Raw genomic sequence first — 23,363 nt, 5'->3', positions numbered from 1 at the left:
CTCGACCCCCATCCCCTCCCCAAAATGCTAGGGTAGAGTCCAGCCCTCAAGGAGCCCCCCATGGACCCGATCACCACGCTTGCCACCCGCCTGGGTGAACACCTGCGCCGCTTCAACGCGCAGGTGACCACCGCCGAATCCTGCACCGGTGGCGGCATCGCCGAGGCCATCACCCGCGTGCCCGGCAGCTCGGCCTGGTTCGAGGCTGGGTACGTGACCTATTCCAACACCCAGAAAACCCGTCAACTGGGAGTGCCCGCGGCGTTGTTCGGCCAGGTTGGCGCGGTCAGCCAGGAAGTGGTCGAAGCGATGGTCCGCGGCGCCCAGGCCGCCAGCGGCGCGCGCTTTGCCGTGGCGGTGAGCGGCGTGGCCGGTCCGGACGGTGGTTCGCCGGCCAAACCGGTGGGCACCGTGTGGCTGGCCTGGGGCGACGGCAACCATGTGTTCAGCGAGCGGCGCCAGTTTGACGGCGACCGCGAGGCGGTGCGCCGACAGACGGTGATCGCCGCGTTAGACGGCTTGTTACAGCTTGGTGCCGAGTAAATCGACGACAGGGGTTTGCGCGGGCGCTTGCCTGTGGAATAATACTGGCTACTTATACAGGTATTCCGGCCGTCAGGGCCAAGTCGAACACGTGAGGATTTCAATGGACGACAACAAGAAGCGCGCCTTGGCTGCGGCCCTGGGTCAGATCGAACGCCAATTCGGCAAGGGCGCCGTCATGCGCATGGGCGACCACGAGCGCCAGGCTATCCCTGCCATCTCCACCGGCTCGCTGGGCCTGGACATTGCCCTGGGCATCGGCGGCCTGCCAAAAGGCCGTATCGTCGAGATCTACGGCCCGGAATCGTCGGGTAAGACCACGCTGACCCTGTCGGTCATCGCTGAAGCCCAGAAAAACGGCGCCACCTGCGCCTTCGTCGACGCCGAACACGCCCTCGACCCCGAGTACGCCGGCAAGCTGGGCGTCAACGTCGACGACCTGCTGGTTTCGCAGCCGGACACCGGCGAACAGGCCCTGGAAATCACCGACATGCTGGTGCGTTCCAACGCTGTTGACGTGATCATCGTCGACTCCGTGGCTGCTCTGGTACCGAAGGCCGAGATCGAAGGCGAGATGGGCGACATGCACGTGGGCCTGCAGGCGCGCCTGATGTCCCAGGCGCTGCGCAAGATCACCGGTAACATCAAGAACGCCAACTGCCTGGTCATCTTCATCAACCAGATCCGTATGAAGATTGGCGTGATGTTCGGCAGCCCGGAAACCACCACCGGTGGTAACGCCCTGAAGTTCTACGCCTCGGTGCGTCTGGATATCCGCCGTACCGGCGCAGTCAAGGAAGGCGACGAGGTGGTCGGTAGCGAAACCCGCGTCAAGATCGTCAAGAACAAGGTTTCTCCGCCATTCCGTCAGGCCGAGTTCCAGATCCTCTACGGCAAGGGTATCTACCGTAACGGTGAGATCATTGACCTGGGTGTTTCCCAAGGCCTGGTCGAGAAGTCCGGTGCCTGGTACGCCTACCAGGGCAACAAGATCGGTCAAGGCAAGGCAAACGCTGCCAAGTACCTGGCTGAGAACCCGGCTATTGGTGCCGAGATCGAGAAGCAGATTCGCGAGAAGCTGCTGACCTCTGGTGCTGTTGCAGCTGCTGGTAAGGCTGCTGCTGCCGAAGCCGATGCCGATGATATGGCCGACGCTGACGCCGGTTATTGATTGCGCGGTAGATAGCCGAACATGTCCGCCGTACTCGACACCCCCGTCGCCATTCGGCGGACAGCCATGGACCTGCTCGCGCGACGTGAGCACGGTCGCGTCGAGCTGACGCGCAAGTTGCGTCAGCGCGGCGCTTCGGACGAGCTGATCGAGCCTGAACTCGACCGGCTCACCGAAGAAGGGCTGCTTAGCGAAGCCCGTTACCTCGAAAGTTTCATCCGATACCGTTCCAGCTCCGGCTACGGCCCTGCGCGTATTCGCGAAGAGCTAGGCCAGCGCGGTTTGGCGCGTGCTGATATCGAGCAGGCGCTACGCGAGAGCGAGGTGGACTGGGGCGAGCGCATGCGTGACGTATGGCAGCGCAAGTTTGCCGGGCAGCGCCCGCAAGATCCCCGCAGCCGTGCCCAACAGACCCGGTTTCTGGCTTACCGGGGTTTCCCCATGGACATGATCGGCCGCCTGCTCAGTGGGCGGGATATCGACGACTACTGAAGACTGGGGCCGCTTTGCGGCCCTTCGCGGGCTTGCCCGCTCCCACAGGTTTGGTGCAAGGTTCAGAAAATGCGCGGTCCCTGTGGGAGCGGGCAAGCCCGCGAAGGGCTGCAAAGCAGCCCCAATCCAGCCGGCAAACGTTATCTGACCGGCATTAGGGTTTACCCGCGAGTGCCGGCAACGCCGCTCCCACAGGTTGCGCGGCGCGCTTTGGAAATTTGTTCGACAATCAACTGACCTTCAACGCCTCCCTGGCCCGCTGCGTGGTATGCATGGGCTGCGGCTTGGCCCAGTTCTCCGGCAGGTTGATGAAGTCCACCAGCTCGCGCAGCCTGCCCTGGTCCCGGCCATTGAAGGCAAATGACAAACGGGTCAGGTGGCTGAAGTTGCCCACTTCGTGCTCGGCACTGCTGTCAGGTTGCTGGTGATACTTGCCACTCAGGCGCAAGTCGGCAAAGCCTTCCTGGATGTCATACAGCGCCGCCTCGCTGAGCGGGTGATGCATGCGGATCACGAACTGGCTCTTCAGCCAGCGGCTGGAGTGGTAGTTGCTGTAGAACTGGTTGATTTCTTCCACTGCCTCGTCAGCGCTGTGCACCAGGCGCAGCAGTTTCAGGTCGCTGGGCAGGATGTAGCGGTTTTCCTCCAGTTGGCGGCTGATGAAGTCCAGGCAGTCGCGCCAGAAGCTGCCACCTGGCGAATCCAGCAGCACCACCGGTACCAGCGGGCTCTTGCCGGTCTGGATCAGGGTCAGCACCTCCAGCGCTTCATCCAGAGTGCCGAAACCACCCGGGCACAGCACCAGGGCATCGGCCTCCTTGACGAAGAAAAGCTTGCGGATGAAGAAGAAATGGAACGGCAGCAGCTTGTCGGTGCCGTCCACCGTGGGGTTGGCATGTTGTTCGAAGGGCAGGGTGATGTTGAACCCCAGGCTGTGGTCGCTGCCGGCGCCTTCGTGGGCAGCTGCCATGATGCCGCCGCCGGCACCGGTGATGACCATCAGGTCGGAGCGTGCCAGGGTTGCGCCCAGTTCGCGGGCCAGGGCGTACATCGGGTGCTCCAGCGGAGTGCGCGCCGAGCCGAACACGGTCACCTTGCGCCGGCCCTTGTAGCGTTCCAGGGTGCGGAACGAATGGTCCAGTTCGCGCAGGGCCTGCAGGGTGATCTTCGCGCTCCAGCGGTCGGTGTCGTCATGGGCCATGCGCAGGATGGTCAGCATCATGTCGCGGTACAGCGGCAGGTTGGGGCTGTTCGGTGCCACCAGTTGCAGTTGTGCGTCGATGTTGCTCAGGTCGATGTTGTTGTCGCGGAAGTGGCTGAACAGCAGTTCACTCGATTGGTAAGGCATGCAACGTCTCCTTCTGCACCAATACCTCTGACCTCAATCTAGACCCTTGCGCTCAATTGTGCCGGAGGGTTCGGCACAGCCGCCCGTCGGCATGCAGCCACGGGGGATGCGGGTTTGGTTAACTGGGTAAAGCGAAACGTGTCGATGCAGGAGGTGGCGGTATGCATCGCTTGATCATCGAAGTGGACCGGCAGCTTTACCAGCAGCTGGAGAATGCGGCCCAGGTGCATCACCTGAGCCTGGAAGCCGAGTGCCGGCGCAGGCTGTCGGGGCTGGAATGCCAGTCGCGCTACTTGCAGGCGCTGCTGGCAGAGATGCGCGCCGATGCCGCTGAAGGGCGCTGGCGCGCCCGTGAAGACGAGAAGGCGTAGCGATCGAAGTTGGTTACTTCTTCTTGTTGCCGGCCACGCAGCTGGCATTGTCGAACGCCTGGTCCATGATCGGCTGGTTGGTCTTGTAGACCGTGAAGCGGTAGACCATGACCGCGCCTTTGGACATCAGGTTGCGGAAACCGCTGTTGCGGCAGACGCTGTCACCCAGCTGGCTGCGTACCTGTTCGGGGTTGGCCTGCATGCGCTCGGCATGGTCCTGGCGCACGCTCAGGTGGTTGACCAGTGCCTTGCCCTCCACGGTGTAACCCTGGTCGAGGATGTCCTCGTTGATGGCTCGCGGGGTGCCGACACTGCTCTCTTTGGCAACCTTCTGCAGCGTGTTGTTCAGGTCGTATTCCTGCTTGGAAGCCGCCTGGGCTGCCAGGGGCAGGGCGAGCAACAGGCTCAGGGCGGGGACGATACGGCGCAGCATGAATCTCTCCTGGTTCAATGACTGGCGCTTTGACATGCGCGGGTCGACGGCGTTCCGTGAAAACCGCACGGTGGCTGCAATTGGGGCCGCAGTGCGGCCCATCGCCGGCAAGCCAGCTCCCACAGGGATTGCACATGGTCTGGTGCAATGCGGTCGAGGTGGGAGCTGGCTTGCCGGCGATGGGCTGCGCAGCAGCCCCAGAAGCGCGCTGGCGCGGCTGGGGGTACGGTAAAAACAGCGATTATAAGGACCGCGCCGCCACCTGCACAGCAATTGCCCCCTGTTCTGGTAGACTGGCGCCCTTAGTTTTTTCCGAGTCATCCTTGTGTCCATTCCCAACCTGACCAGAGGCCTGCCGACATGAGCCATGCGGTAGCGCGCCTGCGCGCCGAACGCCTGGCCCGCAGCAACAAGCCCTTCATCGCCCGTGGTTCGCGTGCCGAGCGCTGCCCCGATTGCCGGGTCATCGCCACTCATTGCCTGTGCGCCTGGAAGCCGCGGGTGCAGGCCGAGTCCGGCGTGTGCCTGCTGATGCATGACACCGAGCCGCTGAAGCCCACCAATACCGGCTGGCTGATCGCCGACCTGATCGAGGACACCTCGGCCTTCGGCTGGCTGCGCACTTCGGTCGACGAACGCTTGCTGGCGTTGCTGGGCGATCCGCATTGGCAGCCCTACATCGTCTTCCCTGGCGAATTCGTTGCCCAGGAGCGGGTGGTCAGCGAGGTAGTGCGCGAGCCGGGCAAGCGCCCGCTGTTCATCCTGCTGGATGCCACCTGGACCGAAGCGCGCAAGATGTTCCGCAAAAGCCCGTACCTTGACCGCTTCCCGGTGTTGAGCCTGCAGGCCGAGCAGATGTCCCGCTACCGCCTGCGCCGCTCCAAGCGCGACGATCACTTCTGCACCGCGGAAGTCGCCGCCATGTGCCTGGACCTGGCCGGCGATACCCAGGCCTCGCAGGCACTGGACGCCTACCTGGATGTGTTCAGCCTGCATTACCTGAGCGGCAAGCGGCGCCTGCCGCTGGACGAGCAGGACGACACCCACCAGCGTTTGCATACCTTCCTATAGTCCAAGGGGCACAACCCCTGCTTTGGTTCATAATGACCCTTACCCGAGTGCCCGACACAGAACAGGATCCCCAGATCGATGGCCACTTACGAAATCCTGATTGCCGATGACCACCCGCTGTTCCGTGGCGCCTTGCGCCAGGCCGTTACCCTCGGCCTGGGCCCGGATGTACGCCTGGTTGAAGTCGCCAGCATTGCCGAACTGGAAACCCGTCTGAGCGAAAAAGCCGACTGGGACCTGGTGTTGCTGGACTTGAACATGCCGGGTGCCTACGGTTTTTCCGGGCTGGTGCTGCTGCGCGGGCAATACCCGCAGATCCCCGTGGTGATGGTATCGGCGCAGGAAGAGGCCGCAGTGGTGGTCAAGTCCCGCGAGTTTGGCGCCAGTGGCTTCATTCCCAAGTCCAGCACCCTGGAAGTGATCCAGGATGCGGTGCGCAAGGTGCTCGACGGCGAGGTCTGGTGGCCGCCGCAGGCGTTCGAAAAGGTCGATGTCTCGGCCGAGGCCAAGGCCGCCAGCGAAGGCCTTGCCAGCCTCACGCCGCAGCAGTTCCGCGTGCTGACCATGGTCTGCGAAGGCTTGCTGAACAAGCAGATCGCCTATGAGCTGAACGTGTCGGAAGCGACCATCAAGGCCCACGTGACCGCGATCTTCCGCAAGCTGGGTGTGCGTACCCGCACCCAGGCGGCGTTGTTGCTGCAACAACTTGAATCGGTTGCCAGCAGCTGAGTGCGCGTGGCTTCACGCTTTTTTGACCCGTGCCGGTCTAGTCTGCTGGCCTTTCCGTTGTGAAGTGACTCACATGACATCGCCATTCAAGGGCCAGACCGGCCTCAAACGTATCCTCAACGCCGCCGGCTATTCGCTGGACGGCCTGCGCGCCGCCTTCAAGGGCGAGGCCGCGTTCCGCCAGCTGGTGCTGCTCAACGTGCTGTTGGTCCCGGTCGCCTTCTGGCTGCCGGTCAGCCGTGCGGAGCGGGCGATCATGATCGCCGTGTGCCTGTTGGGCCTGATCGTCGAACTGTTCAATTCGGCGGTGGAAGCAGCCATCGACCGCATTTCGCTGGAGCGCCACCCACTGTCGAAAAACGCCAAGGACATGGGCAGCGCCGCGCAACTGGTGGCACTGACCATGGTGGCGCTGGTGTGGGGTGTGATCCTGCTTTAAGCGATCGGTGGCAACACGATCTCGTCACTGCGGGTGAAGCCCGCAGTGAAGTTGCGGCACAGTTCGAGAAATTCGCGCATGGCCGAGGTCTGGTACTTCTGTTTGTGCCAGATGAAGTAGAACTGGCGCATCAGGTCCAGCTCCGGGGTTTCTACCGCTACCAGACTGCCGCGGCGGAAGGCGTCACGCAGGGCCAGGCGCGAGATGCAGCCGATGCCCAGGCCCGACTCCACCGCGCGCTTGATCGCTTCGGTGTGTTCCAGCTCCAGGCGGATGTTGAGGTTGGTGCGGTGGTGGCGCATGGCCTGGTCGAAGGTCAGGCGCGTGCCCGAGCCCTGTTCGCGCAGGATCCACGCTTCCTGGGACAAGGTCTGTACATCGGCACGGCCCAGCTTGGCCAGCGGGTGCTGCGGCGCGCAGAATACCACCAGCTCGTCCTCGACCCAGGGCTGCACTTCCAGGTCCGGGTGGTTGCAATCGCCTTCGATCAGACCCAGATCAATTTCGTAATGCGCCACCTGTTGCACGATATGCGCAGTGTTCTGCACATGCAGCTTCACCTGGCTTTCCGGGTGCACCTGCATGAAGCTGCCGATCAGCAGGGTGGCCAGGTAGTTGCCGATGGTCAGCGTGGCGCCGACCGCCAGCGAGCCGAAACCGGACTTGCCGTTGAGCAGGTCTTCGATTTCCTTGGCCTGGTCGAGCAGGGCCACGGCCTGCGGCAACAGTTGCTGGCCCAGGGCGTTGAGGCTCAGACGCTTGCCGGCGCGGTCGAACAGCTGGCAGCTGGATTGGCGCTCAAGCTCGGTGATCGAGGTGCTGGCGGCCGACTGCGACAGGGCCAGCACACTGGCGGCGCGCGAAACGCTCTGGTGCTGGGCCACGGCAACGAAGACTTGCAGCTGACGAAGTGTAAATCGCATATCGATATAACCGATAACACATATCTTGATAATCCAGTTAACAGATATTGTCGCTGCCCCTAAACTATCGCGCAACTGCGCGTCTTGCGCGCGCCGCGTCTTTCTTCAGGAGCCCCATTAAATGAGCAACATGAACCACGAACGTGTCCTCAGTGTGCACCACTGGAACGACACCCTGTTCAGCTTCAAGTGCACCCGCGACCCGGGCCTGCGCTTCGAGAACGGTCAGTTCGTGATGATCGGCCTGCAACAAGAAAGCGGCCGTCCGCTCATGCGCGCCTATTCCATCGCTTCGCCGAACTGGGAAGAGCACCTGGAGTTCTTCAGCATCAAGGTGCCGGACGGTCCGCTGACCTCGCAGCTGCAGCACCTGAAGGAAGGCGACGAGATCATCATCAGCAAGAAGCCTACCGGTACCCTGGTACTCGACGACCTGAACCCGGGCAAGCACCTGTACCTGCTGAGCACCGGCACTGGCCTGGCACCGTTCATGAGTGTCATCCAGGACCCGGAAACCTACGAGCGCTTCGAGAAAGTGATCCTGGTGCACGGCGTGCGCTACGTGAACGAAGTGGCCTATCGCGAGTTCATCACCGAGCACCTGCCGCAGAACGAATTCTTCGGTGAGTCGGTTCGCGACAAGCTGATCTACTACCCGACCGTGACTCGTGAACCGTTCGAAAACCAGGGCCGCCTGACCGACCTGATGCGCAGCGGCAAGCTGTTCAGCGACATCGGCCTGCCACCGATCAACCCGCAGGACGACCGCGCGATGATCTGCGGCAGCCCGAGCATGCTCGACGAGACCAGCGAAGTACTGGACAGCTTCGGCCTGAAGATCTCCCCGCGCATGCGCGAGCCGGGTGATTACCTGATCGAGCGTGCCTTCGTCGAGAAGTAAGGCGCAGGCTGATGCAAAGAAGGCGACCCTTGGGTCGCCTTTCTTGTGCCTGTGATTCATGTATCGCCTGTACCGGCCCTTTCGCGGGCTTGCCCGCTCCCACAGGAATATCATTGGCCTCAAGCCTTGTGATGTCCCTGTGGGAGCGGGCAAGCCCGCGAAGAGGCCGGAACAGGCAAACCCCAATCTATTCCACGCGCGTCTCGCCGCTATACACCAATATCTCCCGACACCGCTTGCACAGGTAGCGCCGCCCCTGGCGCACCAGCTTGTGCCGCTGCGCGGTAAACGGGAAGTCGCTTTGCGGGCACGGGCAGCGGTAGATGTAGCGGGTCACCACGCGCCGTTGCACTTCGTAGTTGTGGCAACGGTTGGGCGGCAGTTCATATACCCCGCGCATGATCAGCTGCCACTCCTCGCCATGGGCCTGGATGCGGTCGCCGAACAGCTGGTGGGCCACCAGGTGTGCCACTTCATGAGCCACGGTCTGGCGCAGGAAGTCTTCCTGGTTTTCGCGGTAAAGCTGCAGGTTGAAGCGCAGCAGGTTCTCGTGCAGGTGGGCGACACCGGCTTTTTGCCCGCGCAGCTTGAAGCTGACTTCCGGGCGCGGGAAGGTGCGTTTGAAGAAGGTTTCAGCTTGCTGGTAACAGGTTTCGACGCGTTGTCTGAGCAGCTCGGGCATGGCGGGGTGGTTCTCCTGACCGGACATTATGCCGCAACCCCGGGCAGCCTGCCGAGCCACCGGTCAGCGCACAGCCAGAGGCCGCCTTGCGGCGGCCCCAGGTTGATGCCCCAGTGTTGGTCGAGTCTGTTCTAGTTGGTGTAGACGGGCCCCACGCCCAGTCCCCAGATGATCACCGTGGCGGCCATGATCGCCACCAGTACCACAAGGCCCACCGCCAGCACCGAGCTGGAGAACAGGAAGCCTTCGTCGGACGGTATGTTCATGAACGTCGGCAAACCGACGTACAGCAGGTACACCGTGTAGCAGATGGCGGCGGTGCCGATCAGCATGCCTAGCCACAGGTGCGGGTATAGCGCCGCCAGGCCGCCGATGAACAACGGGGTGGCGGTGTAGGTGGCAAAGGCGATGCACTGTGCCATGGACGGGTTGGCATCGTAGGTGCGGGCCATCCAGTGGATGAACGCCCCCATTACCGCTACCCCGGCAAGCATCGCCAGGTACGACATGATGCTCATCCAGATGGCGCTTTCCATGGTCAGCATCACCGCTGGCCGGTCGCCGATCACCCAGCCGACCTGGGTGGTACCGATGAACGCCGAAATGGCGGGGATCGCAGCCAGGATCAGGGTGTGCGTCAGGTACATGTGGCTGATGGTTTCTTCTTCGCCACGAATTTCCCGCCATTCCTGGTCGGGATGGGTAAACAGCCCCACAACGTGATGAATCATGCCGATCACTCCTCTCAATGTTGCCAAACGCCCCCCAGATGGAGCGCAAGCGGCCCGAGGCCCGAACACCGAAGCAAGCGGTAATGTGGCCTTATGTCGCAGTATAGGAAGCCGTTACCCGCATAAACCGTGCTTTTTAGAGCAAATTGCGCTGTAAGAGGCGCTGTTGATTACAATGAAGTCTTTATCGGAATGCCTACAGCGCCGCCGCGTTTGTGCGTAAAATAGCCGGCTTTTGTCACACCTCGCGGATCCAAGCGCTATGGGCACCCTCTCGGTCAACCAGAACAAACTGCAAAAACGCCTGCGTCGTCTCGCCGGCGAAGCCATCACCGACTACAACATGATCGAGGATGGCGACAAGGTCATGGTCTGCCTGTCCGGCGGCAAGGACAGCTACACCATGCTCGACGTTCTGTTGCACCTGCAGAAGGTGGCACCGATCAAGTTCGAGATCGTCGCGGTGAACATGGACCAGAAGCAGCCGGGTTTCCCCGAGCATGTGCTGCCGGCCTACCTCAAGGAACTGGGTGTCGAGTACCACATCGTCGAGAAGGACACCTACTCGGTGGTCAAGGAGCTGGTCCCCGAGGGCAAGACCACCTGCTCGCTGTGCTCGCGCCTGCGCCGTGGCACCCTGTACACCTTCGCCGACGAAATCGGCGCGACCAAGATGGCGCTGGGGCACCACCGCGACGATATCGTCGAAACCTTCTTCCTCAACATGTTCTTCAACGGCGCGCTCAAGGGCATGCCGCCGAAGCTGCGCGCAGACGATGGCCGCAACGTGGTGATCCGCCCGCTGGCCTACTGCAGCGAGAAGGATATCCAGGCCTACTCGGACATGAAGGAATTCCCGATCATCCCGTGCAACCTGTGCGGTTCGCAGGAAAACCTGCAGCGCCAGGTGGTCAAGGACATGCTGGTGGAGTGGGAGCGCAAGCACCCGGGGCGTACCGAGAGCATCTTCCGCGCCCTGCAGAACGTGGCACCGTCGCAGCTGGCTGACCGCAACCTGTTCGACTTCACCAGCCTGAAGATCGACGAAAACGCTACCCCGCGTTTCCTTGACGTGCTGAACATCTGAGCCCATGCGCGATTACCAGTGGTTGCACGAGTACTGCCTGAACCGCTTCGGCTCGGCCCAGGCCCTGGAGGCCTTCCTGCCGCAGCCGCGCACACCGGCGCAACTGCGTGATATCAGCGACGACCGCTACCTGTCGACCTTGGCCCTGCGCGTGTTCCGCGCCGGGCTCAAGCACAGCCTGGTGGATGCCAAGTGGCCGGCGTTCGAGCAGGTGTTCTTCGGCTTCGACCCGGAGAAGGTGGTATTGATGGGCGCCGAGCACCTCGAGCGGCTTATGCACGACGAGCGCATCATCCGCCACCTGGGCAAGCTCAAGAGCGTGCCGCGCAATGCGCAGATGGTTCTTGACGTGGCCAAGGAGAAGGGCAGTTTCGGCGCCTTCATCGCCGACTGGCCGGTGACCGACATCGTCGGTTTGTGGAAGTACCTGGCCAAGCACGGCAACCAGCTGGGCGGGTTGTCGGCACCGCGTTTCTTGCGCATGGTCGGCAAGGACACGTTCATCCCTACCGATGACATGGCTGCGGCGTTGATTGCGCAGAAGGTGATCGACAAACCGCCGACCAGCCAGCGGGACCTGGCCTTGGTGCAGCAGGCGTTCAACCAGTGGCATGCCGAGAGTGGGCGGCCGCTGTGCCAGTTGTCGGTGATGCTGGCGCATACCGTCAACCATTGAGATTTTGGGGCTGCTTTGCAGCCCAATCGCCGGCAAGCCAGCTCCCACAGGTACAGCACAGGTCTCAAGCCTTGCGCTGTACCTGTGGGAGCTGGCTTGCCGGCGATTGGGCCGCAAAGCGGCCCCCGTATATCAACTGCCTTCGCCCGCCATGCGCCGTTCGTGCTGGAACTTCCAGCGCACATACAGCAGCCCGGCAATGAACAGCCCCAGGCTCACCAGCACCTCTACCCAGCCAAATACCGCCCGTGCCGGGTCGAACGCCGCCAGCACGCCCTTGATGAAATAGATATTCACCACGAAGCAGGTCCAGGCATGTGCCCGGGCGCTGCCCGTCAGCATGCCCGGTAGCAACAGCAGCAACGGCACCAGTTCGATCGCCAGGATCACCTCGACCCGCGCCCCGTGCAGGTTGGCGAACCACAGGTTGTTCACCAGCAGCAGGGCGATCAGGCCGAAGAAGAACGCCAGGCTCAACGCCCGCGTCAGGCGCAGACGCGGTGCCAGCCATTCCAGCGCCGGCAATACCTTGGGCTTCTTAGCCACGTGCGGCCTCCAGGGCCTTGGCGGTGGTCGCCAGGCGTTGGCCAAGGGCGCGGCACAGGGTTATCTCGTGCTGGTCGAGCTCGCGCTTGCCGTCGGCGCCAGCATGATGGCTGGCGCCATACGGGGTGCCGCCGCCGCGGGTCTCGAGCAGTGCCGATTCGCTGTACGGCAGGCCCATTACCAGCATGCCGTGGTGCATCAGTGGCAGCATCATCGACAGCAGGGTGGTTTCCTGCCCGCCATGCAGGCTGGCGGTTGAGGTGAACACGCCCGCCGGCTTGCCGACCAGTTCACCGCCCAGCCACAGGCTGCTGGTGCCATCCAGGAAGTACTTGAGCGGCGCTGCCATGTTGCCGAAGCGGGTCGGGCTGCCCAGTACCAGGCCGGCGCAGTGGCGCAGGTCGTCCAGGGTGGCGTACAGCGCGCCACTGGCCGGGATGTCCGGGGCCACTGCTTCGCACTCGGTGGAAATCGCCGGCACCGTGCGCAGGCGGGCTTCCATGCCGGCCAGTTCGATGCCGCGGGCGATGTGCCGGGCCATCTCGCTGGTCGAACCATGGCGGCTGTAATACAGCACCAGGATGTAGGGCTGGCTCACGGCAGGATCTCCAGTACTTTCTCGGGCGGTCGGCCGACCACGGCCTTGTCACCGGCGACCAGGATCGGCCGCTCGATCAGCTTGGGGTGCCGGGCCATGGCCTCGATCAGTTGTGCGTCGGTCAGCGCCGGGTCGGCCAGGTTCAGCTCCTTGTACTCGTCCTCGCCGGTACGCAGCAGCTGGCGTGGGGCGATGCCCAGCTTGCCGAGCAGGGCCTTCAGGGTGGCAGCGTCGGGCGGGGTCTCGAGGTAGCGCACGATGGTCGGCGCCAGGCCGCGAGCTTCGAGCAGTTCCAGGGCGCCGCGGGATTTCGAGCAGCGCGGGTTATGATAGAGCGTGAGGTCGGTCATGTCGGGTCGCATCCAGCAGGGTGTGGCGGCTATTCTAACCGCAGCGACTGACCAATTTGCTTTAAAACTCGAGAAGGATTGACCCATGGCAAGGCGTCTGGCAGCAGTACTGGCCATCACCGCGAGCCTGTTGCTCGGTGGTTGCGGTGCCGATTATGGCGTGGACCAACACGGTAATACGGTTAAGGCCGAACAGATCGACGGGCACTGGCTGGTGCTCAACTACTGGGCCGAATGGTGCGGGCCGTGCCGTACCGAAATCCCTGAACTGAACGCGGCAGCCAAGCAGTGGGCGGCCGACGGTATCAAGGTGGTGGGGGTGAACTTCGATGGCTTGCAGGGGCAGGAGCTGAAGCAGGCTGCCGAAACCTTGGGCATCGCTTTCACCGTGTTGGCGCAGGACCCGGCCGAGCGCTATGACCTGCCACGTAGCGAGGCATTGCCGGTGACCTACATCATCGATGACAAGGGAAAGGTGCGGGAACAGCTGATGGGCGAGCAGACCCTGGAAGGGCTGCAGGCCAAGATCAAGGCACTGAAGGGCGCCTGAAGTCAGCCTGTACCGGCCCTATCGCCGGCAAGCCAGCTCCCACAGGTACTGCACAGCATATGAACCCTGTGCAGTACCTGTGGGAGCTGGCTTGCCGGCGATAGGGCCGGTACAGGCAATAGCGATTCAGCCTTCCTCAGGCCAGAAGCGCAGCGGCTTGCCTTCGGCCGGCCAGAAACGCATCTGCTCGATAGGCGACACATCCCAGCGCTGCACTGTTTCCAGCGCCTGCAGGAAGCGCTTTTCCTGCTCCATCAGCGCCGGTGCGCAGAGCTTGCGGGTCTTGCCGACCTTGCCGAAGCTCAGGTGCTCGCCGTCCAGTGTGTACGGCGCAAACCAGTGGTTGCAGCCGCCGTTGCCATAGGCACGGCCATCGCTGGCCAAGGTCAGGGTCAGGTGGCTGTAATCGATCAGCGGCCGTTCGCCAATCCACTCCAGCACGTAGCTGCGCTCCTGCTGCAGTTTCGAAGGTTCCGCGGCGCAGCCGAGCAGGCCGGTGGCAATCAGCACGCCGGTCAGCAGATTCTTCACTCGGCGCTCTCCTGGCAACGCGGGCACAGGTGTTTTTCGCCACGGTTGGCCCAGCCCAGCTCGGCAACGCGCGCGCTGGCGGCAGGCTGGCGGGCTTTCTTGCCCAGCTTGGCGTCCACCGCGAACTCGAAGTCCAGCACGGCGTCGCAGCTGTCGCACGCAACCTGCCAGGTGAGGATTTCCAGCTCGTTGAACACCGGGCCGCTTGCCACGGCAACCCACTGGCCGCGTGGGTTGATCAGATGGCGCACGCTCTCCACTGTCAGGCGCATGGACAAGTCCTTGCTGCCCTTGAGGGTGACCAACAGAGTGTCGCCTTTGTGCATCGAACCGCCGTTGCCGGTGACCTGATAGCGGCCCGGCACCAGGGCGCGGCACTCGATCAGGGTGTGTTGCGGGTTGAAAAGGGTGTAGCGGAAATCGTGCTCGACCATGGGTCCTCCAGAAATGCCGCGTATCCTAGCACTAACCCATCACCAGATTCTGTGGATTGCCTGCCGCCCAGCGGTTGATGTTGTCCAGCGTGGTCGCGGCGATGGCATCCAGTGCCTCGCGGGTAAGGAACGCCTGGTGGGCAGTGATGATCACGTTGGGGAAGGTCAGCAGGCGGGCCAGTACGTCGTCCTGCAACGGCAGGTCGGAGCGGTCTTCGAAGAACAGCTGGGCTTCTTCTTCGTAGACGTCCAGGCCCAGGTAGCCGAGCTGGCCGCTCTTCAGCGCGTCGATCAGCGCCGGGGTGTCGACCAGCGCGCCGCGGCCGGTGTTGATCAGCATGGCGCCGGGCTGCAGCTGGGCCAGGCTTTGTGCATTGATAACGTGCCGGGTGTGCTCGGTCAGCGGGCAGTGCAGGCTGATGACGCGGGCTTCGCGCAGCAGCTCGGGCAATGGCAGGTAGCGCGCGCCCAAGGCCAGCAGGTCGGGGTTGGGGTAAGGGTCATAGGCCAGCAACTGGCAGCCGAAACCGGCCATGATGCGGGCAAAGGCGGTGCCGATCTGGCCGGTACCGACCACGCCGACGGTCTTGCCGTGCAGGTCGAAGCCGGTCAGCCCGTGCAGGGTGAAGTCACCCTCGCGGGTGCGGTTGTAGGCCCGGTGCAGGCGCCGGTTCAGGGCCAGGATCAGCGCCACGGCGTGTTCGGCCACGGCGTGCGGCGAGTAGGCCGGCACTCGCGCTACGGTCAGGCCCAGGCGCTGGGCGGCGGCCAGGTCGACATGGTTGTAGCCGGCCGAACGCAGGGCGACCAGGCGCGTGCCGCCTGCGGCCAGGCGTTGCAGCACCTGGGCGTCGAGCTCGTCATTGATGAAGGCGCATACCACCTCGTAGCCATCGGCCAGGGCAGCGGTGTCGAGGGTCAGGCGGGCGGGCTGGAAGTGCAGGTCCAGGGTGGTGCCGCTGGCGGCACGGGTGAAGCTTTCCTGGTCGTAGTGCTGGCTGCTGAACAACAGGGCGCGCATGGTGGGGCTTCCTTTGCAATGGTCTGGGGATTGTAGCCAGCGGGTTGAAAGGGGTGTTGACCTGGACCGGCCCTATCGCCGGCAAGCCAGCTCCCACAGGTACAACACAGCCTTCAAGAGCAGTGATTTCCTGTGGGAGCTGGCTTGCCGGCGATAGGGCGGGTGAGGTCAGGCGCTCAATCTGGCCTGCGCCGCCAAGCGGTTGATTGCCGCATCCAGTTCGTCCAGTGCCTGCTGTGCCAGCGGGTTTTCCTGCTTGAGCAAGGTCTCGCTGCGCTGGCACGCGGCCCGCAACTGCGGCACGCCGCAATAACGCGAGGCGCCGTTCAGGCGGTGCACCTGTTCGATCAGGCCGTTGCGGTCGTCGGCCTCGCGGGCTGCGCGTATGGCTTCGCGGTCGGCTTCCAGCGAGGTCAGCAGCATGCTCAGCATATCCGCCGCCAGGTCCGCCTTGCCGGCGGCCAGGCGCAGGCCTTCCTCGGGGTCCAGCACCTTCAGGTCATCACCGTTGGCCAGTTGCTCGGCCAGGCGTTCCTGCTGTGGCGCGCCCAGGCTCAGGCCGGTCCATTTCATCACCACCTGGGCCAGCTGCCGTTCGCTGATCGGCTTGGTCAGGTAGTCGTCCATGCCACCGTGCAGCAACGCGCGCTTCTCGTTGGCCATGGCGTGGGCGGTGAGGGCGACGATCGGCAGCGGGTTGCCGCTTTGGGTGTTTTCCCACAGGCGGATCTGCTCGGTGCAGGCGCGGCCGTCCATACCGGGCATCTGCACGTCCATCAGCACCAGGTCGAACGGCTCGTCCTGCACCGCCTGCACCGCCGCATAGCCGTTGTCGACGGCCAGCACCTCGGCGCCCAGGTCTTCGAGCAAAGTCTGCACCAGCAGCAGGTTGGCGGGGTTGTCGTCGACGCAGAGGATCTTCGGCTGGCGCTGGCCGTTGACGCTGTTCACCTCGCCCTGCGGGCGGCGCGGTTGCACCAGTTCCAGCAACAGGCGGCGCAGTTTGCGAGTGCAGGTCGGCTTGGACAGCAACTGGCCATGGCCGTTGGGCAGGTACGGATGGTACAGCGCCTGCTCGGTGGTCGGGCACAGCACCACGCACTGGCAATGGTAGCGCTCGAGCTGCTGGTGGTAATGGCCCAGCTGCTCGGGCGACAGGTTGCCAAGGTTGGCCCCGAGCACGGCGAACTCGAACGGCAGGCCAGCCTGGCTGGCGGCCTGCACACCCTGCAGCAGCTGATCGTAGGAGGCGAACAGGCTGACGCTGAGGCCGCAGTCTTCCAGCTGGTGTTCCAACGCCTGGCGCGCCAGTTCGTGGCCGTCGACGATGGCCGCGCGGCGGCCCAGCAGCGGTTGCAGCGGTAGCTCCTCGACACCGTCGTGGGCCTTGGGCAGGTTGAGGCTGATCCAGAACTGCGAACCCTCGCCCGGGGTGCTGTCGACGCCGATCTCGCCGCCCATCTGCTCGATCAGGCGCTTGGAAATCACCAGCCCCAGGCCGGTGCCGCCGGGCTGTCGGGCCAGCGAGTTGTCGGCCTGGCTGAAGGCCTGGAACAGCGTACGCACATCCTGCGGCGACAGGCCGATGCCGGTGTCCTGCACGCTGATGCGCAGCTGTGCACTGTCTTCGTGTTCGTCTTCGAGCATGGCGCGCACGACGATGGTGCCTTCGCGGGTGAACTTGATGGCGTTGCTGACCAGGTTGGTAAGGATCTGCTTGAGCCGCAACGGGTCGCCGATCAGTGACGACGGGGTATCGCGGTAGATCAGGCTGAGCAGCTCCAGCTGCTTGGCGTGTGCGGCCGGGGCGAGGATGGTCAGGGTGTCCTGGATCAGGTCGCGCAGGTTGAAGGGGATGCTGTCGAGCACCAGCTTGCCGGCCTCGATCTTGGAGAAGTCGAGGATCTCGTTGATGATCCCGAGCAGGTTGTCGGCGGATTTCTCGATGGTGCTCAGGTAGTCCAGCTGGCGCGGTGTCAGCTCGCTTTTCTGCAGCAGGTGGGTGAAACCGAGGATGCCGTTGAGCGGGGTGCGGATTTCGTGGCTCATGTTGGCCAGGAACTCCGACTTGATGCGGCTGGCCTCCAGGGCTTCCTTGCGCGCCATGTCCAGCTCGATGTTCTGGATCTCGATGGTTTCCAGGTTCTGGCGCACGTCCTCGGTGGCCTGGTCGATGCTGTGCTGCAGCTCTTCGTGGGCGTTGTGCAGGGTTTCGGCCATGCGGTTGATGCCGCGCGCCAGCTCGTCCAGCTCATGGCTGCCCATGGCCGGCAGGCGTTCCTCGAGGTGGCCGTCCTTGAGCTGGTTGACCGCGTGCTTGATGCGCTTGATCGGGTCGTTGATGGTGCGGCTCATGCGCAGTGCCAGCAGGCCGCTGAGCACCAGGCAGGCGAGGATCAGCAGCAGGCTGGTGAACAGGTTGCGGTAGCCGCGCAGCAGGGTGCCGTCGTGGGACAGCTCGATCTCGACCCAGCCCAGCAGGCGTTCGGATTCGGCCGGCACGGCATCGGTGGCCAAGTCGCGATGGTGGCCGAACACCGGCATCAGGTAGCGTGTGGCGTCATTGCCGCTGCGCTGTAGCAGCTGGGTGCCGGTGCCGCCGCTGGGTGGCTGGTTGAGCATGCTCGGGCCGGCGTGGGCCAGGCGCGTGCGGTCCGGGGCCAGGAAGGCGACCGCACGCACATCGGCCTGCTCCAGGGTTTGCGCGGCAATGCGCTCAAGTTGCGCCGGTGCCAGCTTGGCCATGGCGGGCGCGGCCAGTGGCGCCAGTTGCTCGGCGATCATCTTGCCGCGTTGCAGCAACTGGGTGCGCAGGTCGTTCTGTTGCAGCCAGGTGAAGTAACTACCCAGCACCAGGGCCATCAGGCCGGCCGGCAGCAGGGCCAGCAGCAGGACCCGGCTGCGGATTCCCAAGCGATCGAGCACACTCGCCTCCTGTCATGTGCCTGGACGCCGTCAAGCGATGACGGCCAAGCCGGGAAGTTACTCCGCCTGCCGCGCTATTGCACCTCTTTAGTACGTGTTTTGCGCCCTTGCAGGGGCATTGGTCGCAGGGCGGTTGCCTGGCAGGCGCTGGATACTCAATAATTGCGCAATTGAGAATGCATGGCAGTTGCCAATGAATCCTGTAGCTATTCACAACTCCAATATCCTCGCCATCGAGGATGACCCGGTCCTCGGTGCCTACCTGCACGAAGAGCTGCAGCGCGGCGGCTTCCAGGTGACCTGGTGCCGCAATGGCCTGGAGGGCCTGGAAACGGCGGGGCGCCAGGCTTTCGACGTGGTGCTCATGGACATCCTGCTGCCCGGGCTCAACGGTCTGGATGCCCTCGCGCAGTTGCGCAAGCGCAGCGCCACACCGGTGATCCTGATGTCGGCGCTGGGCGCCGAGGCCGACCGCATCAGCGGCTTCCAGCGCGGTGCCGACGACTACCTGCCCAAGCCGTTCAGCATGGCCGAGCTGCAGGTACGCATCGAGGCCATCCTGCGCCGCGTCGCCCTCGAGCGGCGCCATCAAGCCCCGCAGGCGCGTGCCGGCAGCGGCGAACTGCAATACGACGAGGCATTGTGCGATGTGCGCCTGGAGGGTCGCCTGGCCGGCCTGACTCCCAGCGAATACCGCCTGCTCGACATCCTCAACCGCAACCTCGACGAAGTGCTGAGCAAGCCGTTCCTCTACCAGCAAGTGCTGCAGCGAGGCTACTCGCGGCATGACCGCAGCCTGGACATGCACGTCAGCCAGATCCGCCGCAAGCTCAAGGGCATCGGCTATCACGAACGGCAGATCCGCACCGTGTGGGGCAAAGGCTACGTACTCAGCGCCAGCGAGGCGGAGTGACCCATGCTCGACCGCCACTCGCTGTTCTGGAAGCTGGCGATCCTGCTGGTGGGCTTCTGCCTGCTGATGATCGGCCTCAGCTACACCTGGGGCCGGCACATGGAAACCCAGAACGCCTTCCTCTCGGAACCGGCGCGGCAGGCCTTGCGTGGCTATGCTGCCGAGGCCGAGCAGGCCTGGCGCAGTGGTGGGCGGGCAGGGCTGGACCGTTGGGTGGCGGCGATGCACCAGCGCGAACGCGGCTGGGTTGGCGTGCTCGACCTCAACCTGCGGCCGCTGGACAGCGCCAGCCTCGACCCGCAGATCATGCAGCGGCTGACCCGCCTGCGCGGTGTCGACTGGCCGATGAGTCGGCGCAGCGTCGAGCAGCCGTGGCTGCGCATACCGTTCCCGGGGGCTCCGGAGCAGGGCCTGCTGGTGATCGAACTGCCGCAGCGCTTCAACCCCGGGCAGTATCGGATGCTGTGGCGCATCGTCACCAACGGCATCATCCCCGGCCTGTTCACCCTGCTGTTGTGCGTGGGCCTTTACCGCATGCTGATCGTGCCGTTGAACCAGTTGCGCGAGCAGGCCAATGCCTGGCGCGCCGACCAGTTGTCGGCTCGCCTCGACCCACGCACCATCGCCCGGCATGACGAGTTGGGCGAACTGGCCCGAGCCTTCGACCAGATGGCCGAGCGGCTGCAGGGCACGGTAGCCATGCAGCAGCAGTTGCTGCGTGACCTGTCCCACGAAATGCGTACGCCACTCAGCCGGCTGCGGGTGGCCTGCGATGGCGAAACCGACCTGCAGCGCCTGCGTGAACGCCTGACGCGGGAGGTGGACTGCATGCAGCAACTGGTCGAGGACACCCTGCAACTGGCCTGGCAGGACGCCGAACGTGCGCCGATGAACCTGGAGCCGATCGAGGTGCAGGCGCTGTGGGAGCTGCTGGCCGAGAATGCCAGCTATGAAAGCGGCTGGTCGCTGGCGCGGCTGCGCTGCGAAGTGCCGGCCGACTGCTGGGTGCAGGGCAACCTGAACCACCTGGCCCAAGCGCTGGAGAACCTGTTGCGCAATGCCATTCGTCATTCGCCGGCCGATGGTGTGGTGCGCCTCGGTGGGCAGCGTGAAGGCGGGTATTGGTGGTTGTGGCTGGAAGACGAAGGCGGAGGCGTGGCTGAAGAAGACCTGGAGCGGATCTTTGCACCGTTCTCGCGGCTGGACGGTTCGCGGCCCGGAGATGGCGGTTTCGGCCTGGGGCTGAGCATTGCCCGCAGTGCCATCCAGCGCCAGGGTGGCACCTTGTGGGCGCAGAATGGCAAACGCGGGCTGCGGTTGTGGATGCGCTTGCCAATACATGTCCCGGCCCCTTCGCGGGCACGCCCGCTCCCACAGGTACAGCATTTATCTTGAATGCAGCGCAATCCCTGTGGGAGCGGGCAAGCCCGCGAAGAGGCCGGCACAGGTCACACCGATATAGCTTGTAGCTATATTCACCACAGATTGCGTGATATGGCCGGGAAGGGTTTGCCGGTATGATAGGCACCCCTGCCGTCCGGATTGTGAAATACGCCATGACCTTGCAGTACCCAACCATCGCCGATTGCGTCGGCAATACGCCCCTGGTTCGCCTGCAGCGTATCGCTGGCGAAACCAGCAACACCCTCCTGCTCAAGCTCGAAGGTAACAATCCCGCCGGCTCGGTGAAGGACCGCCCGGCACTGTCGATGATCACCCGCGCCGAACTGCGCGGCCAGATCAAACCCGGCGACACCCTGATCGAAGCCACCTCCGGCAACACCGGCATCGCCCTGGCGATGGCTGCGGCGATCAAGGGCTACAAGATGATCCTGATCATGCCCGACAACTCTACCGCCGAGCGCAAGGCCGCCATGACCGCCTACGGCGCCGAGCTGATCCTGGTGACCAAGGAAGAGGGCATGGAAGGCGCCCGTGACCTGGCCGAGAAGCTGCAGGCCGAAGGCCGCGGCCTGGTGCTGGACCAGTTCGCCAACGGCGACAACCCCATCGCCCACTACAACAGCACCGGCCCCGAGATCTGGCAGCAGACCCAGGGCACCATCACTCATTTCATCAGCTCCATGGGTACCACCGGCACCATCATGGGCTGCTCGCAGTACCTCAAGGAACAGAACCCGGCGGTGCAGATCATCGGCCTGCAACCAATGGAAGGCTCGGCCATTCCGGGTATCCGCCGCTGGCCCGAGGAATACCTGCCGAAAATCTTCGATGCCAGCCGTGTCGACCGCGTGGTCGACATGTCGCAGCAGGAAGCCGAGGAAACCACCCGCCGCCTTGCCCGTGAAGAGGGCATTTTCTGCGGCGTGTCTTCCGGTGGTGCAGTCGCGGCCATGCTGCGCCTGTCCCGCGAGGTGGAAAATGCCACGATGGTCGCCATCATCTGCGACCGTGGCGATCGTTACCTGTCTACCGGCCTGTTCGACCCGAGCTAAATGTCCAAGAAGAAAAGCAACAGCGGCCTGCGCTTCCAGCCGGCCGGCGGCAACCGCAGCCCCCAGGTCCCGGTGGGCAAGAAGCAGCGCCTGGAAATCGAGCGCCTGGCCGGTGACGGCCGGGGCATTGCCTTCCACGAAGGGCGCACCTGGTTCGTCAGTGGCGCCCTGGCCGGCGAGGCCGTGGAGGCGCGGGTGCTCAATGCCCGTGGCAAAGTGGTCGAGGCCCGCCTGGAGCGCCTGCTGCAGGCCAGCCCCGAGCGCCGTCAGGCACCATGCCGGTATTACGAGCGCTGCGGTGGCTGCAACCTGCAGCACCTGCCGCACGAAGCGCAGCTGGCGCTCAAGCAGCGCACCCTGGCCGAGCAGCTGCAGCGGGTGGCCGGCGTGCAGCCCGAGGAATGGGCCGCACCGCTGAGCGGGCCGGAGTTCGGCTACCGGCGCCGCGCCCGCGTGGCCGTGCGCTGGGACGCCAAGGCGCGCCAGCTGGAGGTCGGCTTCCGTGCCGAAGCCAGCCAGGACATCATTGCCATCGACGATTGCGCGGTGCTGGTACAGCCCTTGCAATCGATTCTGCGCCACTTGCCGACCGTGCTGCGCTCGCTGAGCAAGCCGCAGGCGCTGGGCCATGTGGAACTGTTCAGCGGCACTGCCGAGGCGCTGCTGGTGCGCCATGTCGCGCCGTTGCCGGCTGAAGACCTGGCCAGGCTGCAGGCGTTCTGCGAGCAGGCCAATGCCCAGCTGTGGCTGCAGGGCGAAGGTGAGCCGGCGCCAGTGGACCCGGCCGCGCAACTGGGCTTTGCCCTGGCGCCCTGGCAGCTGGAACTGGCCTGGCGCCCAGGTGACTTCGTGCAGGTGAATGCCCAGGTCAACACGGCGATGATCGAGCAGGCCCTGGCCTGGCTGGCACCCCAGGCCGACGAGCGCGTGCTGGACCTGTTCTGCGGCCTGGGCAACTTCGCCCTGCCGCTGGCCCGCCAGGCGCGCGAGGTGGTTGCAGTGGAAGGTGTGCAGGCCATGGTCGATCGGGCCGCGGCCAATGCCCGGAACAACAATGTGCATAACGCACGGTTTTTTCAGGCCGATTTATCGCAGCCTTTGGCGGGCGCCGGATGGGCCGCCGAGGGCTTTTCTGCGGTACTCTTGGATCCACCGCGCGACGGTGCTTTCGAGGTGGTGCAAGGCATCGCCCGCCTCAAGGCCAGAAGGCTGGTCTATGTATCGTGCAACCCGGCCACGCTGGCGCGAGACGCCCAGGTGCTGGTCGGCCAGGGGTACCGGTTAAAAAGGGCCGGGATTCTCGACATGTTTCCTCAGACGGCGCATGTCGAGGCCATGGCGTTATTCGAAGCGGGCTAGCTGACTGGCCCCTTGGTGCGGCTTGCACGGAATGGTGGCCGCACGGTGATCGCCAGCGCACCCGCGTGGTGCGCTGTATGGAA

27 protein-coding genes are annotated in these 23,363 nt (G+C 64.2%); 15 read left to right on the top strand and 12 right to left on the bottom strand.

Annotated features, from left to right (window positions below):
* Window positions 1-60: 60 nt before the first annotated feature.
* The 3 genes from CAG34_RS25830 to recX all read left to right on the top strand — a co-directional run bounded on the left by CAG34_RS25830 (window position 61) and on the right by recX (window position 2,206).
* A complete protein-coding gene (locus tag CAG34_RS25830; RefSeq protein WP_025337995.1) occupies window positions 61-543 on the top strand; it encodes a CinA family protein in 483 nt (160 codons plus the stop codon).
* A 103-nt stretch (window positions 544-646) separates the two neighbouring features.
* The gene (gene recA / locus CAG34_RS25825) at window positions 647-1,714 is read left to right on the top strand and encodes a recombinase RecA (RefSeq protein ID WP_015269214.1); all 1,068 of its coding nucleotides are present in this window, start codon (window positions 647-649) and stop codon (window positions 1,712-1,714) included.
* Between the two features lie 21 nt (window positions 1,715-1,735).
* Complete coding sequence (gene recX / locus CAG34_RS25820; protein WP_085593206.1) at window positions 1,736-2,206, top strand: recombination regulator RecX; 471 nt, start codon at window positions 1,736-1,738, stop codon at window positions 2,204-2,206.
* A 229-nt stretch (window positions 2,207-2,435) separates the two neighbouring features.
* Here recX and CAG34_RS25815 read toward each other — a convergent pair whose 3' ends face one another.
* Window positions 2,436-3,554: an LOG family protein gene (locus CAG34_RS25815; protein ID WP_025337997.1), complete on the bottom strand. Its 1,119-nt coding sequence runs from the start codon at window positions 3,552-3,554 to the stop codon at window positions 2,436-2,438.
* A 161-nt stretch (window positions 3,555-3,715) separates the two neighbouring features.
* On the opposite strand from CAG34_RS25815, the gene CAG34_RS25810 reads away from it, so the two are divergent.
* The gene (locus tag CAG34_RS25810; protein WP_025337998.1) at window positions 3,716-3,925 is read left to right on the top strand and encodes a hypothetical protein; all 210 of its coding nucleotides are present in this window, start codon (window positions 3,716-3,718) and stop codon (window positions 3,923-3,925) included.
* A gap of 13 nt (window positions 3,926-3,938) precedes the next feature.
* Here CAG34_RS25810 and CAG34_RS25805 read toward each other — a convergent pair whose 3' ends face one another.
* Window positions 3,939-4,358 (bottom strand): quorum-sensing-regulated virulence factor family protein, encoded by a 420-nt coding sequence (locus CAG34_RS25805; protein WP_085593204.1) that lies wholly within the window; start codon window positions 4,356-4,358, stop codon window positions 3,939-3,941.
* 360 nt (window positions 4,359-4,718) lie between these two features.
* Between CAG34_RS25805 and CAG34_RS25800 the strand changes: the two genes are divergently transcribed.
* From CAG34_RS25800 to CAG34_RS25790, 3 genes are all read left to right on the top strand, one after another.
* Complete coding sequence (locus CAG34_RS25800; RefSeq protein WP_075043997.1) at window positions 4,719-5,429, top strand: tRNA-uridine aminocarboxypropyltransferase; 711 nt, start codon at window positions 4,719-4,721, stop codon at window positions 5,427-5,429.
* Between the two features lie 78 nt (window positions 5,430-5,507).
* Window positions 5,508-6,158, top strand: coding sequence for a response regulator transcription factor ErdR (erdR, locus tag CAG34_RS25795; RefSeq protein WP_025338000.1), 651 nt, complete (start codon window positions 5,508-5,510; stop codon window positions 6,156-6,158).
* 73 nt (window positions 6,159-6,231) lie between these two features.
* Window positions 6,232-6,597 (top strand): diacylglycerol kinase, encoded by a 366-nt coding sequence (locus CAG34_RS25790; protein WP_025338001.1) that lies wholly within the window; start codon window positions 6,232-6,234, stop codon window positions 6,595-6,597.
* On the opposite strand, the gene finR is transcribed toward CAG34_RS25790, so the two are convergent.
* On the bottom strand, window positions 6,594-7,520 hold the full coding sequence (gene finR / locus CAG34_RS25785; protein ID WP_004375481.1) for a LysR family transcriptional regulator FinR: 927 nt from the start codon (window positions 7,518-7,520) through the stop codon (window positions 6,594-6,596). The two genes, CAG34_RS25790 and finR, sit on opposite strands and share 4 nt — an antisense overlap.
* Window positions 7,521-7,641: 121 nt before the next feature.
* On the opposite strand from finR, the gene fpr reads away from it, so the two are divergent.
* The gene (gene fpr, locus CAG34_RS25780; protein WP_004375483.1) at window positions 7,642-8,421 is read left to right on the top strand and encodes a ferredoxin-NADP reductase; all 780 of its coding nucleotides are present in this window, start codon (window positions 7,642-7,644) and stop codon (window positions 8,419-8,421) included.
* Window positions 8,422-8,608: 187 nt separating this feature from the next.
* Here fpr and CAG34_RS25775 read toward each other — a convergent pair whose 3' ends face one another.
* Complete coding sequence (locus CAG34_RS25775) at window positions 8,609-9,103, bottom strand: SprT family zinc-dependent metalloprotease (protein ID WP_085593202.1); 495 nt, start codon at window positions 9,101-9,103, stop codon at window positions 8,609-8,611.
* 131 nt (window positions 9,104-9,234) lie between these two features.
* Window positions 9,235-9,834, bottom strand: coding sequence for a Yip1 family protein (locus CAG34_RS25770; protein ID WP_012270925.1), 600 nt, complete (start codon window positions 9,832-9,834; stop codon window positions 9,235-9,237).
* Between the two features lie 262 nt (window positions 9,835-10,096).
* Here CAG34_RS25770 and ttcA point away from each other — a divergent pair, with 262 nt between their 5' ends.
* Both ttcA and CAG34_RS25760 read left to right on the top strand, forming a co-directional pair.
* Entirely contained in the window at window positions 10,097-10,921 is an 825-nt protein-coding gene (gene ttcA / locus CAG34_RS25765; RefSeq protein ID WP_012270926.1) for a tRNA 2-thiocytidine(32) synthetase TtcA, read from the top strand.
* A 4-nt stretch (window positions 10,922-10,925) separates the two neighbouring features.
* Window positions 10,926-11,597 (top strand): DNA-3-methyladenine glycosylase I, encoded by a 672-nt coding sequence (locus CAG34_RS25760; RefSeq protein WP_054573186.1) that lies wholly within the window; start codon window positions 10,926-10,928, stop codon window positions 11,595-11,597.
* Window positions 11,598-11,729: 132 nt separating this feature from the next.
* On the opposite strand, the gene CAG34_RS25755 is transcribed toward CAG34_RS25760, so the two are convergent.
* Genes CAG34_RS25755 through arsC form a run of 3 tightly spaced genes read right to left on the bottom strand, consistent with a single transcriptional unit; the run spans window position 11,730 to window position 13,091 of the window.
* Complete coding sequence (locus tag CAG34_RS25755; RefSeq protein ID WP_085593200.1) at window positions 11,730-12,143, bottom strand: DUF2069 domain-containing protein; 414 nt, start codon at window positions 12,141-12,143, stop codon at window positions 11,730-11,732.
* The gene (wrbA, locus tag CAG34_RS25750) at window positions 12,136-12,741 is read right to left on the bottom strand and encodes an NAD(P)H:quinone oxidoreductase (protein ID WP_085593198.1); all 606 of its coding nucleotides are present in this window, start codon (window positions 12,739-12,741) and stop codon (window positions 12,136-12,138) included. Before wrbA ends, CAG34_RS25755 begins: the two co-directional genes overlap by 8 nt.
* Entirely contained in the window at window positions 12,738-13,091 is a 354-nt protein-coding gene (gene arsC, locus CAG34_RS25745) for an arsenate reductase (glutaredoxin) (protein WP_061551299.1), read from the bottom strand. The genes wrbA and arsC overlap by 4 nt, the downstream gene beginning before the upstream one ends.
* 85 nt (window positions 13,092-13,176) lie before the next feature.
* Between arsC and CAG34_RS25740 the strand changes: the two genes are divergently transcribed.
* Window positions 13,177-13,641, top strand: coding sequence for a TlpA disulfide reductase family protein (locus tag CAG34_RS25740; RefSeq protein WP_015269224.1), 465 nt, complete (start codon window positions 13,177-13,179; stop codon window positions 13,639-13,641).
* A gap of 126 nt (window positions 13,642-13,767) precedes the next feature.
* On the opposite strand, the gene CAG34_RS25735 is transcribed toward CAG34_RS25740, so the two are convergent.
* The 4 genes from CAG34_RS25735 to CAG34_RS25720 all read right to left on the bottom strand — a co-directional run bounded on the left by CAG34_RS25735 (window position 13,768) and on the right by CAG34_RS25720 (window position 18,552).
* Entirely contained in the window at window positions 13,768-14,172 is a 405-nt protein-coding gene (locus tag CAG34_RS25735) for an META domain-containing protein (RefSeq protein WP_004375489.1), read from the bottom strand.
* Window positions 14,169-14,606, bottom strand: coding sequence for a hypothetical protein (locus CAG34_RS25730; RefSeq protein ID WP_085593196.1), 438 nt, complete (start codon window positions 14,604-14,606; stop codon window positions 14,169-14,171). The genes CAG34_RS25735 and CAG34_RS25730 overlap by 4 nt, the downstream gene beginning before the upstream one ends.
* A 31-nt stretch (window positions 14,607-14,637) precedes the next feature.
* Window positions 14,638-15,627 (bottom strand): 2-hydroxyacid dehydrogenase, encoded by a 990-nt coding sequence (locus tag CAG34_RS25725; RefSeq protein ID WP_085593194.1) that lies wholly within the window; start codon window positions 15,625-15,627, stop codon window positions 14,638-14,640.
* Window positions 15,628-15,795: 168 nt separating this feature from the next.
* Window positions 15,796-18,552 (bottom strand): response regulator, encoded by a 2,757-nt coding sequence (locus CAG34_RS25720; RefSeq protein ID WP_075044003.1) that lies wholly within the window; start codon window positions 18,550-18,552, stop codon window positions 15,796-15,798.
* A 193-nt stretch (window positions 18,553-18,745) separates the two neighbouring features.
* Between CAG34_RS25720 and CAG34_RS25715 the strand changes: the two genes are divergently transcribed.
* The 4 genes from CAG34_RS25715 (at window position 18,746) to rlmD (ending at window position 23,280) form a co-directional block, all read left to right on the top strand.
* Entirely contained in the window at window positions 18,746-19,465 is a 720-nt protein-coding gene (locus tag CAG34_RS25715; protein ID WP_025338009.1) for a response regulator transcription factor, read from the top strand.
* A gap of 3 nt (window positions 19,466-19,468) precedes the next feature.
* Window positions 19,469-20,860, top strand: coding sequence for a sensor histidine kinase (locus tag CAG34_RS25710; protein WP_085593192.1), 1,392 nt, complete (start codon window positions 19,469-19,471; stop codon window positions 20,858-20,860).
* 161 nt (window positions 20,861-21,021) lie between these two features.
* Window positions 21,022-21,921, top strand: a complete 900-nt coding sequence (cysM, locus tag CAG34_RS25705; protein WP_043936067.1) for a cysteine synthase CysM — start codon at window positions 21,022-21,024, stop codon at window positions 21,919-21,921.
* Window positions 21,922-23,280, top strand: a complete 1,359-nt coding sequence (gene rlmD, locus CAG34_RS25700; RefSeq protein WP_061551293.1) for a 23S rRNA (uracil(1939)-C(5))-methyltransferase RlmD — start codon at window positions 21,922-21,924, stop codon at window positions 23,278-23,280.
* The last annotated feature ends 83 nt before the right edge of the window (window positions 23,281-23,363 follow it).

It is taken from the genome of Pseudomonas sp. B14(2017) (assembly GCF_002113255.1).
GTDB classification, from domain to species: domain Bacteria; phylum Pseudomonadota; class Gammaproteobacteria; order Pseudomonadales; family Pseudomonadaceae; genus Aquipseudomonas; species Aquipseudomonas putida_Z.
This window is presented reverse-complemented; position numbering and strand designations above follow the sequence as displayed.

Excerpts from the sequence above, each read along its gene's own strand:
- CAG34_RS25830 (WP_025337995.1), top strand. The coding sequence starts at position 61 with ATGGACCCGATCACCACGCTTGCCACCCGCCTGGGTGAACACCTGCGC.
- recA (WP_015269214.1), top strand. The coding sequence starts at position 647 with ATGGACGACAACAAGAAGCGCGCCTTGGCTGCGGCCCTGGGTCAGATC.
- recX (WP_085593206.1), top strand. The coding sequence starts at position 1,736 with ATGTCCGCCGTACTCGACACCCCCGTCGCCATTCGGCGGACAGCCATG.
- CAG34_RS25815 (WP_025337997.1), bottom strand. The coding sequence starts at position 3,554 with ATGCCTTACCAATCGAGTGAACTGCTGTTCAGCCACTTCCGCGACAAC.
- CAG34_RS25810 (WP_025337998.1), top strand. The coding sequence starts at position 3,716 with ATGCATCGCTTGATCATCGAAGTGGACCGGCAGCTTTACCAGCAGCTG.
- CAG34_RS25805 (WP_085593204.1), bottom strand. The coding sequence starts at position 4,358 with ATGCTGCGCCGTATCGTCCCCGCCCTGAGCCTGTTGCTCGCCCTGCCC.
- CAG34_RS25800 (WP_075043997.1), top strand. The coding sequence starts at position 4,719 with ATGAGCCATGCGGTAGCGCGCCTGCGCGCCGAACGCCTGGCCCGCAGC.
- erdR (WP_025338000.1), top strand. The coding sequence starts at position 5,508 with ATGGCCACTTACGAAATCCTGATTGCCGATGACCACCCGCTGTTCCGT.
- CAG34_RS25790 (WP_025338001.1), top strand. The coding sequence starts at position 6,232 with ATGACATCGCCATTCAAGGGCCAGACCGGCCTCAAACGTATCCTCAAC.
- finR (WP_004375481.1), bottom strand. The coding sequence starts at position 7,520 with ATGCGATTTACACTTCGTCAGCTGCAAGTCTTCGTTGCCGTGGCCCAG.
- fpr (WP_004375483.1), top strand. The coding sequence starts at position 7,642 with ATGAGCAACATGAACCACGAACGTGTCCTCAGTGTGCACCACTGGAAC.
- CAG34_RS25775 (WP_085593202.1), bottom strand. The coding sequence starts at position 9,103 with ATGCCCGAGCTGCTCAGACAACGCGTCGAAACCTGTTACCAGCAAGCT.
- CAG34_RS25770 (WP_012270925.1), bottom strand. The coding sequence starts at position 9,834 with ATGATTCATCACGTTGTGGGGCTGTTTACCCATCCCGACCAGGAATGG.
- ttcA (WP_012270926.1), top strand. The coding sequence starts at position 10,097 with ATGGGCACCCTCTCGGTCAACCAGAACAAACTGCAAAAACGCCTGCGT.
- CAG34_RS25760 (WP_054573186.1), top strand. The coding sequence starts at position 10,926 with ATGCGCGATTACCAGTGGTTGCACGAGTACTGCCTGAACCGCTTCGGC.
- arsC (WP_061551299.1), bottom strand. The coding sequence starts at position 13,091 with ATGACCGACCTCACGCTCTATCATAACCCGCGCTGCTCGAAATCCCGC.
- CAG34_RS25740 (WP_015269224.1), top strand. The coding sequence starts at position 13,177 with ATGGCAAGGCGTCTGGCAGCAGTACTGGCCATCACCGCGAGCCTGTTG.
- CAG34_RS25730 (WP_085593196.1), bottom strand. The coding sequence starts at position 14,606 with ATGGTCGAGCACGATTTCCGCTACACCCTTTTCAACCCGCAACACACC.
- CAG34_RS25725 (WP_085593194.1), bottom strand. The coding sequence starts at position 15,627 with ATGCGCGCCCTGTTGTTCAGCAGCCAGCACTACGACCAGGAAAGCTTC.
- CAG34_RS25715 (WP_025338009.1), top strand. The coding sequence starts at position 18,746 with ATGAATCCTGTAGCTATTCACAACTCCAATATCCTCGCCATCGAGGAT.
- CAG34_RS25710 (WP_085593192.1), top strand. The coding sequence starts at position 19,469 with ATGCTCGACCGCCACTCGCTGTTCTGGAAGCTGGCGATCCTGCTGGTG.
- cysM (WP_043936067.1), top strand. The coding sequence starts at position 21,022 with ATGACCTTGCAGTACCCAACCATCGCCGATTGCGTCGGCAATACGCCC.
- rlmD (WP_061551293.1), top strand. The coding sequence starts at position 21,922 with ATGTCCAAGAAGAAAAGCAACAGCGGCCTGCGCTTCCAGCCGGCCGGC.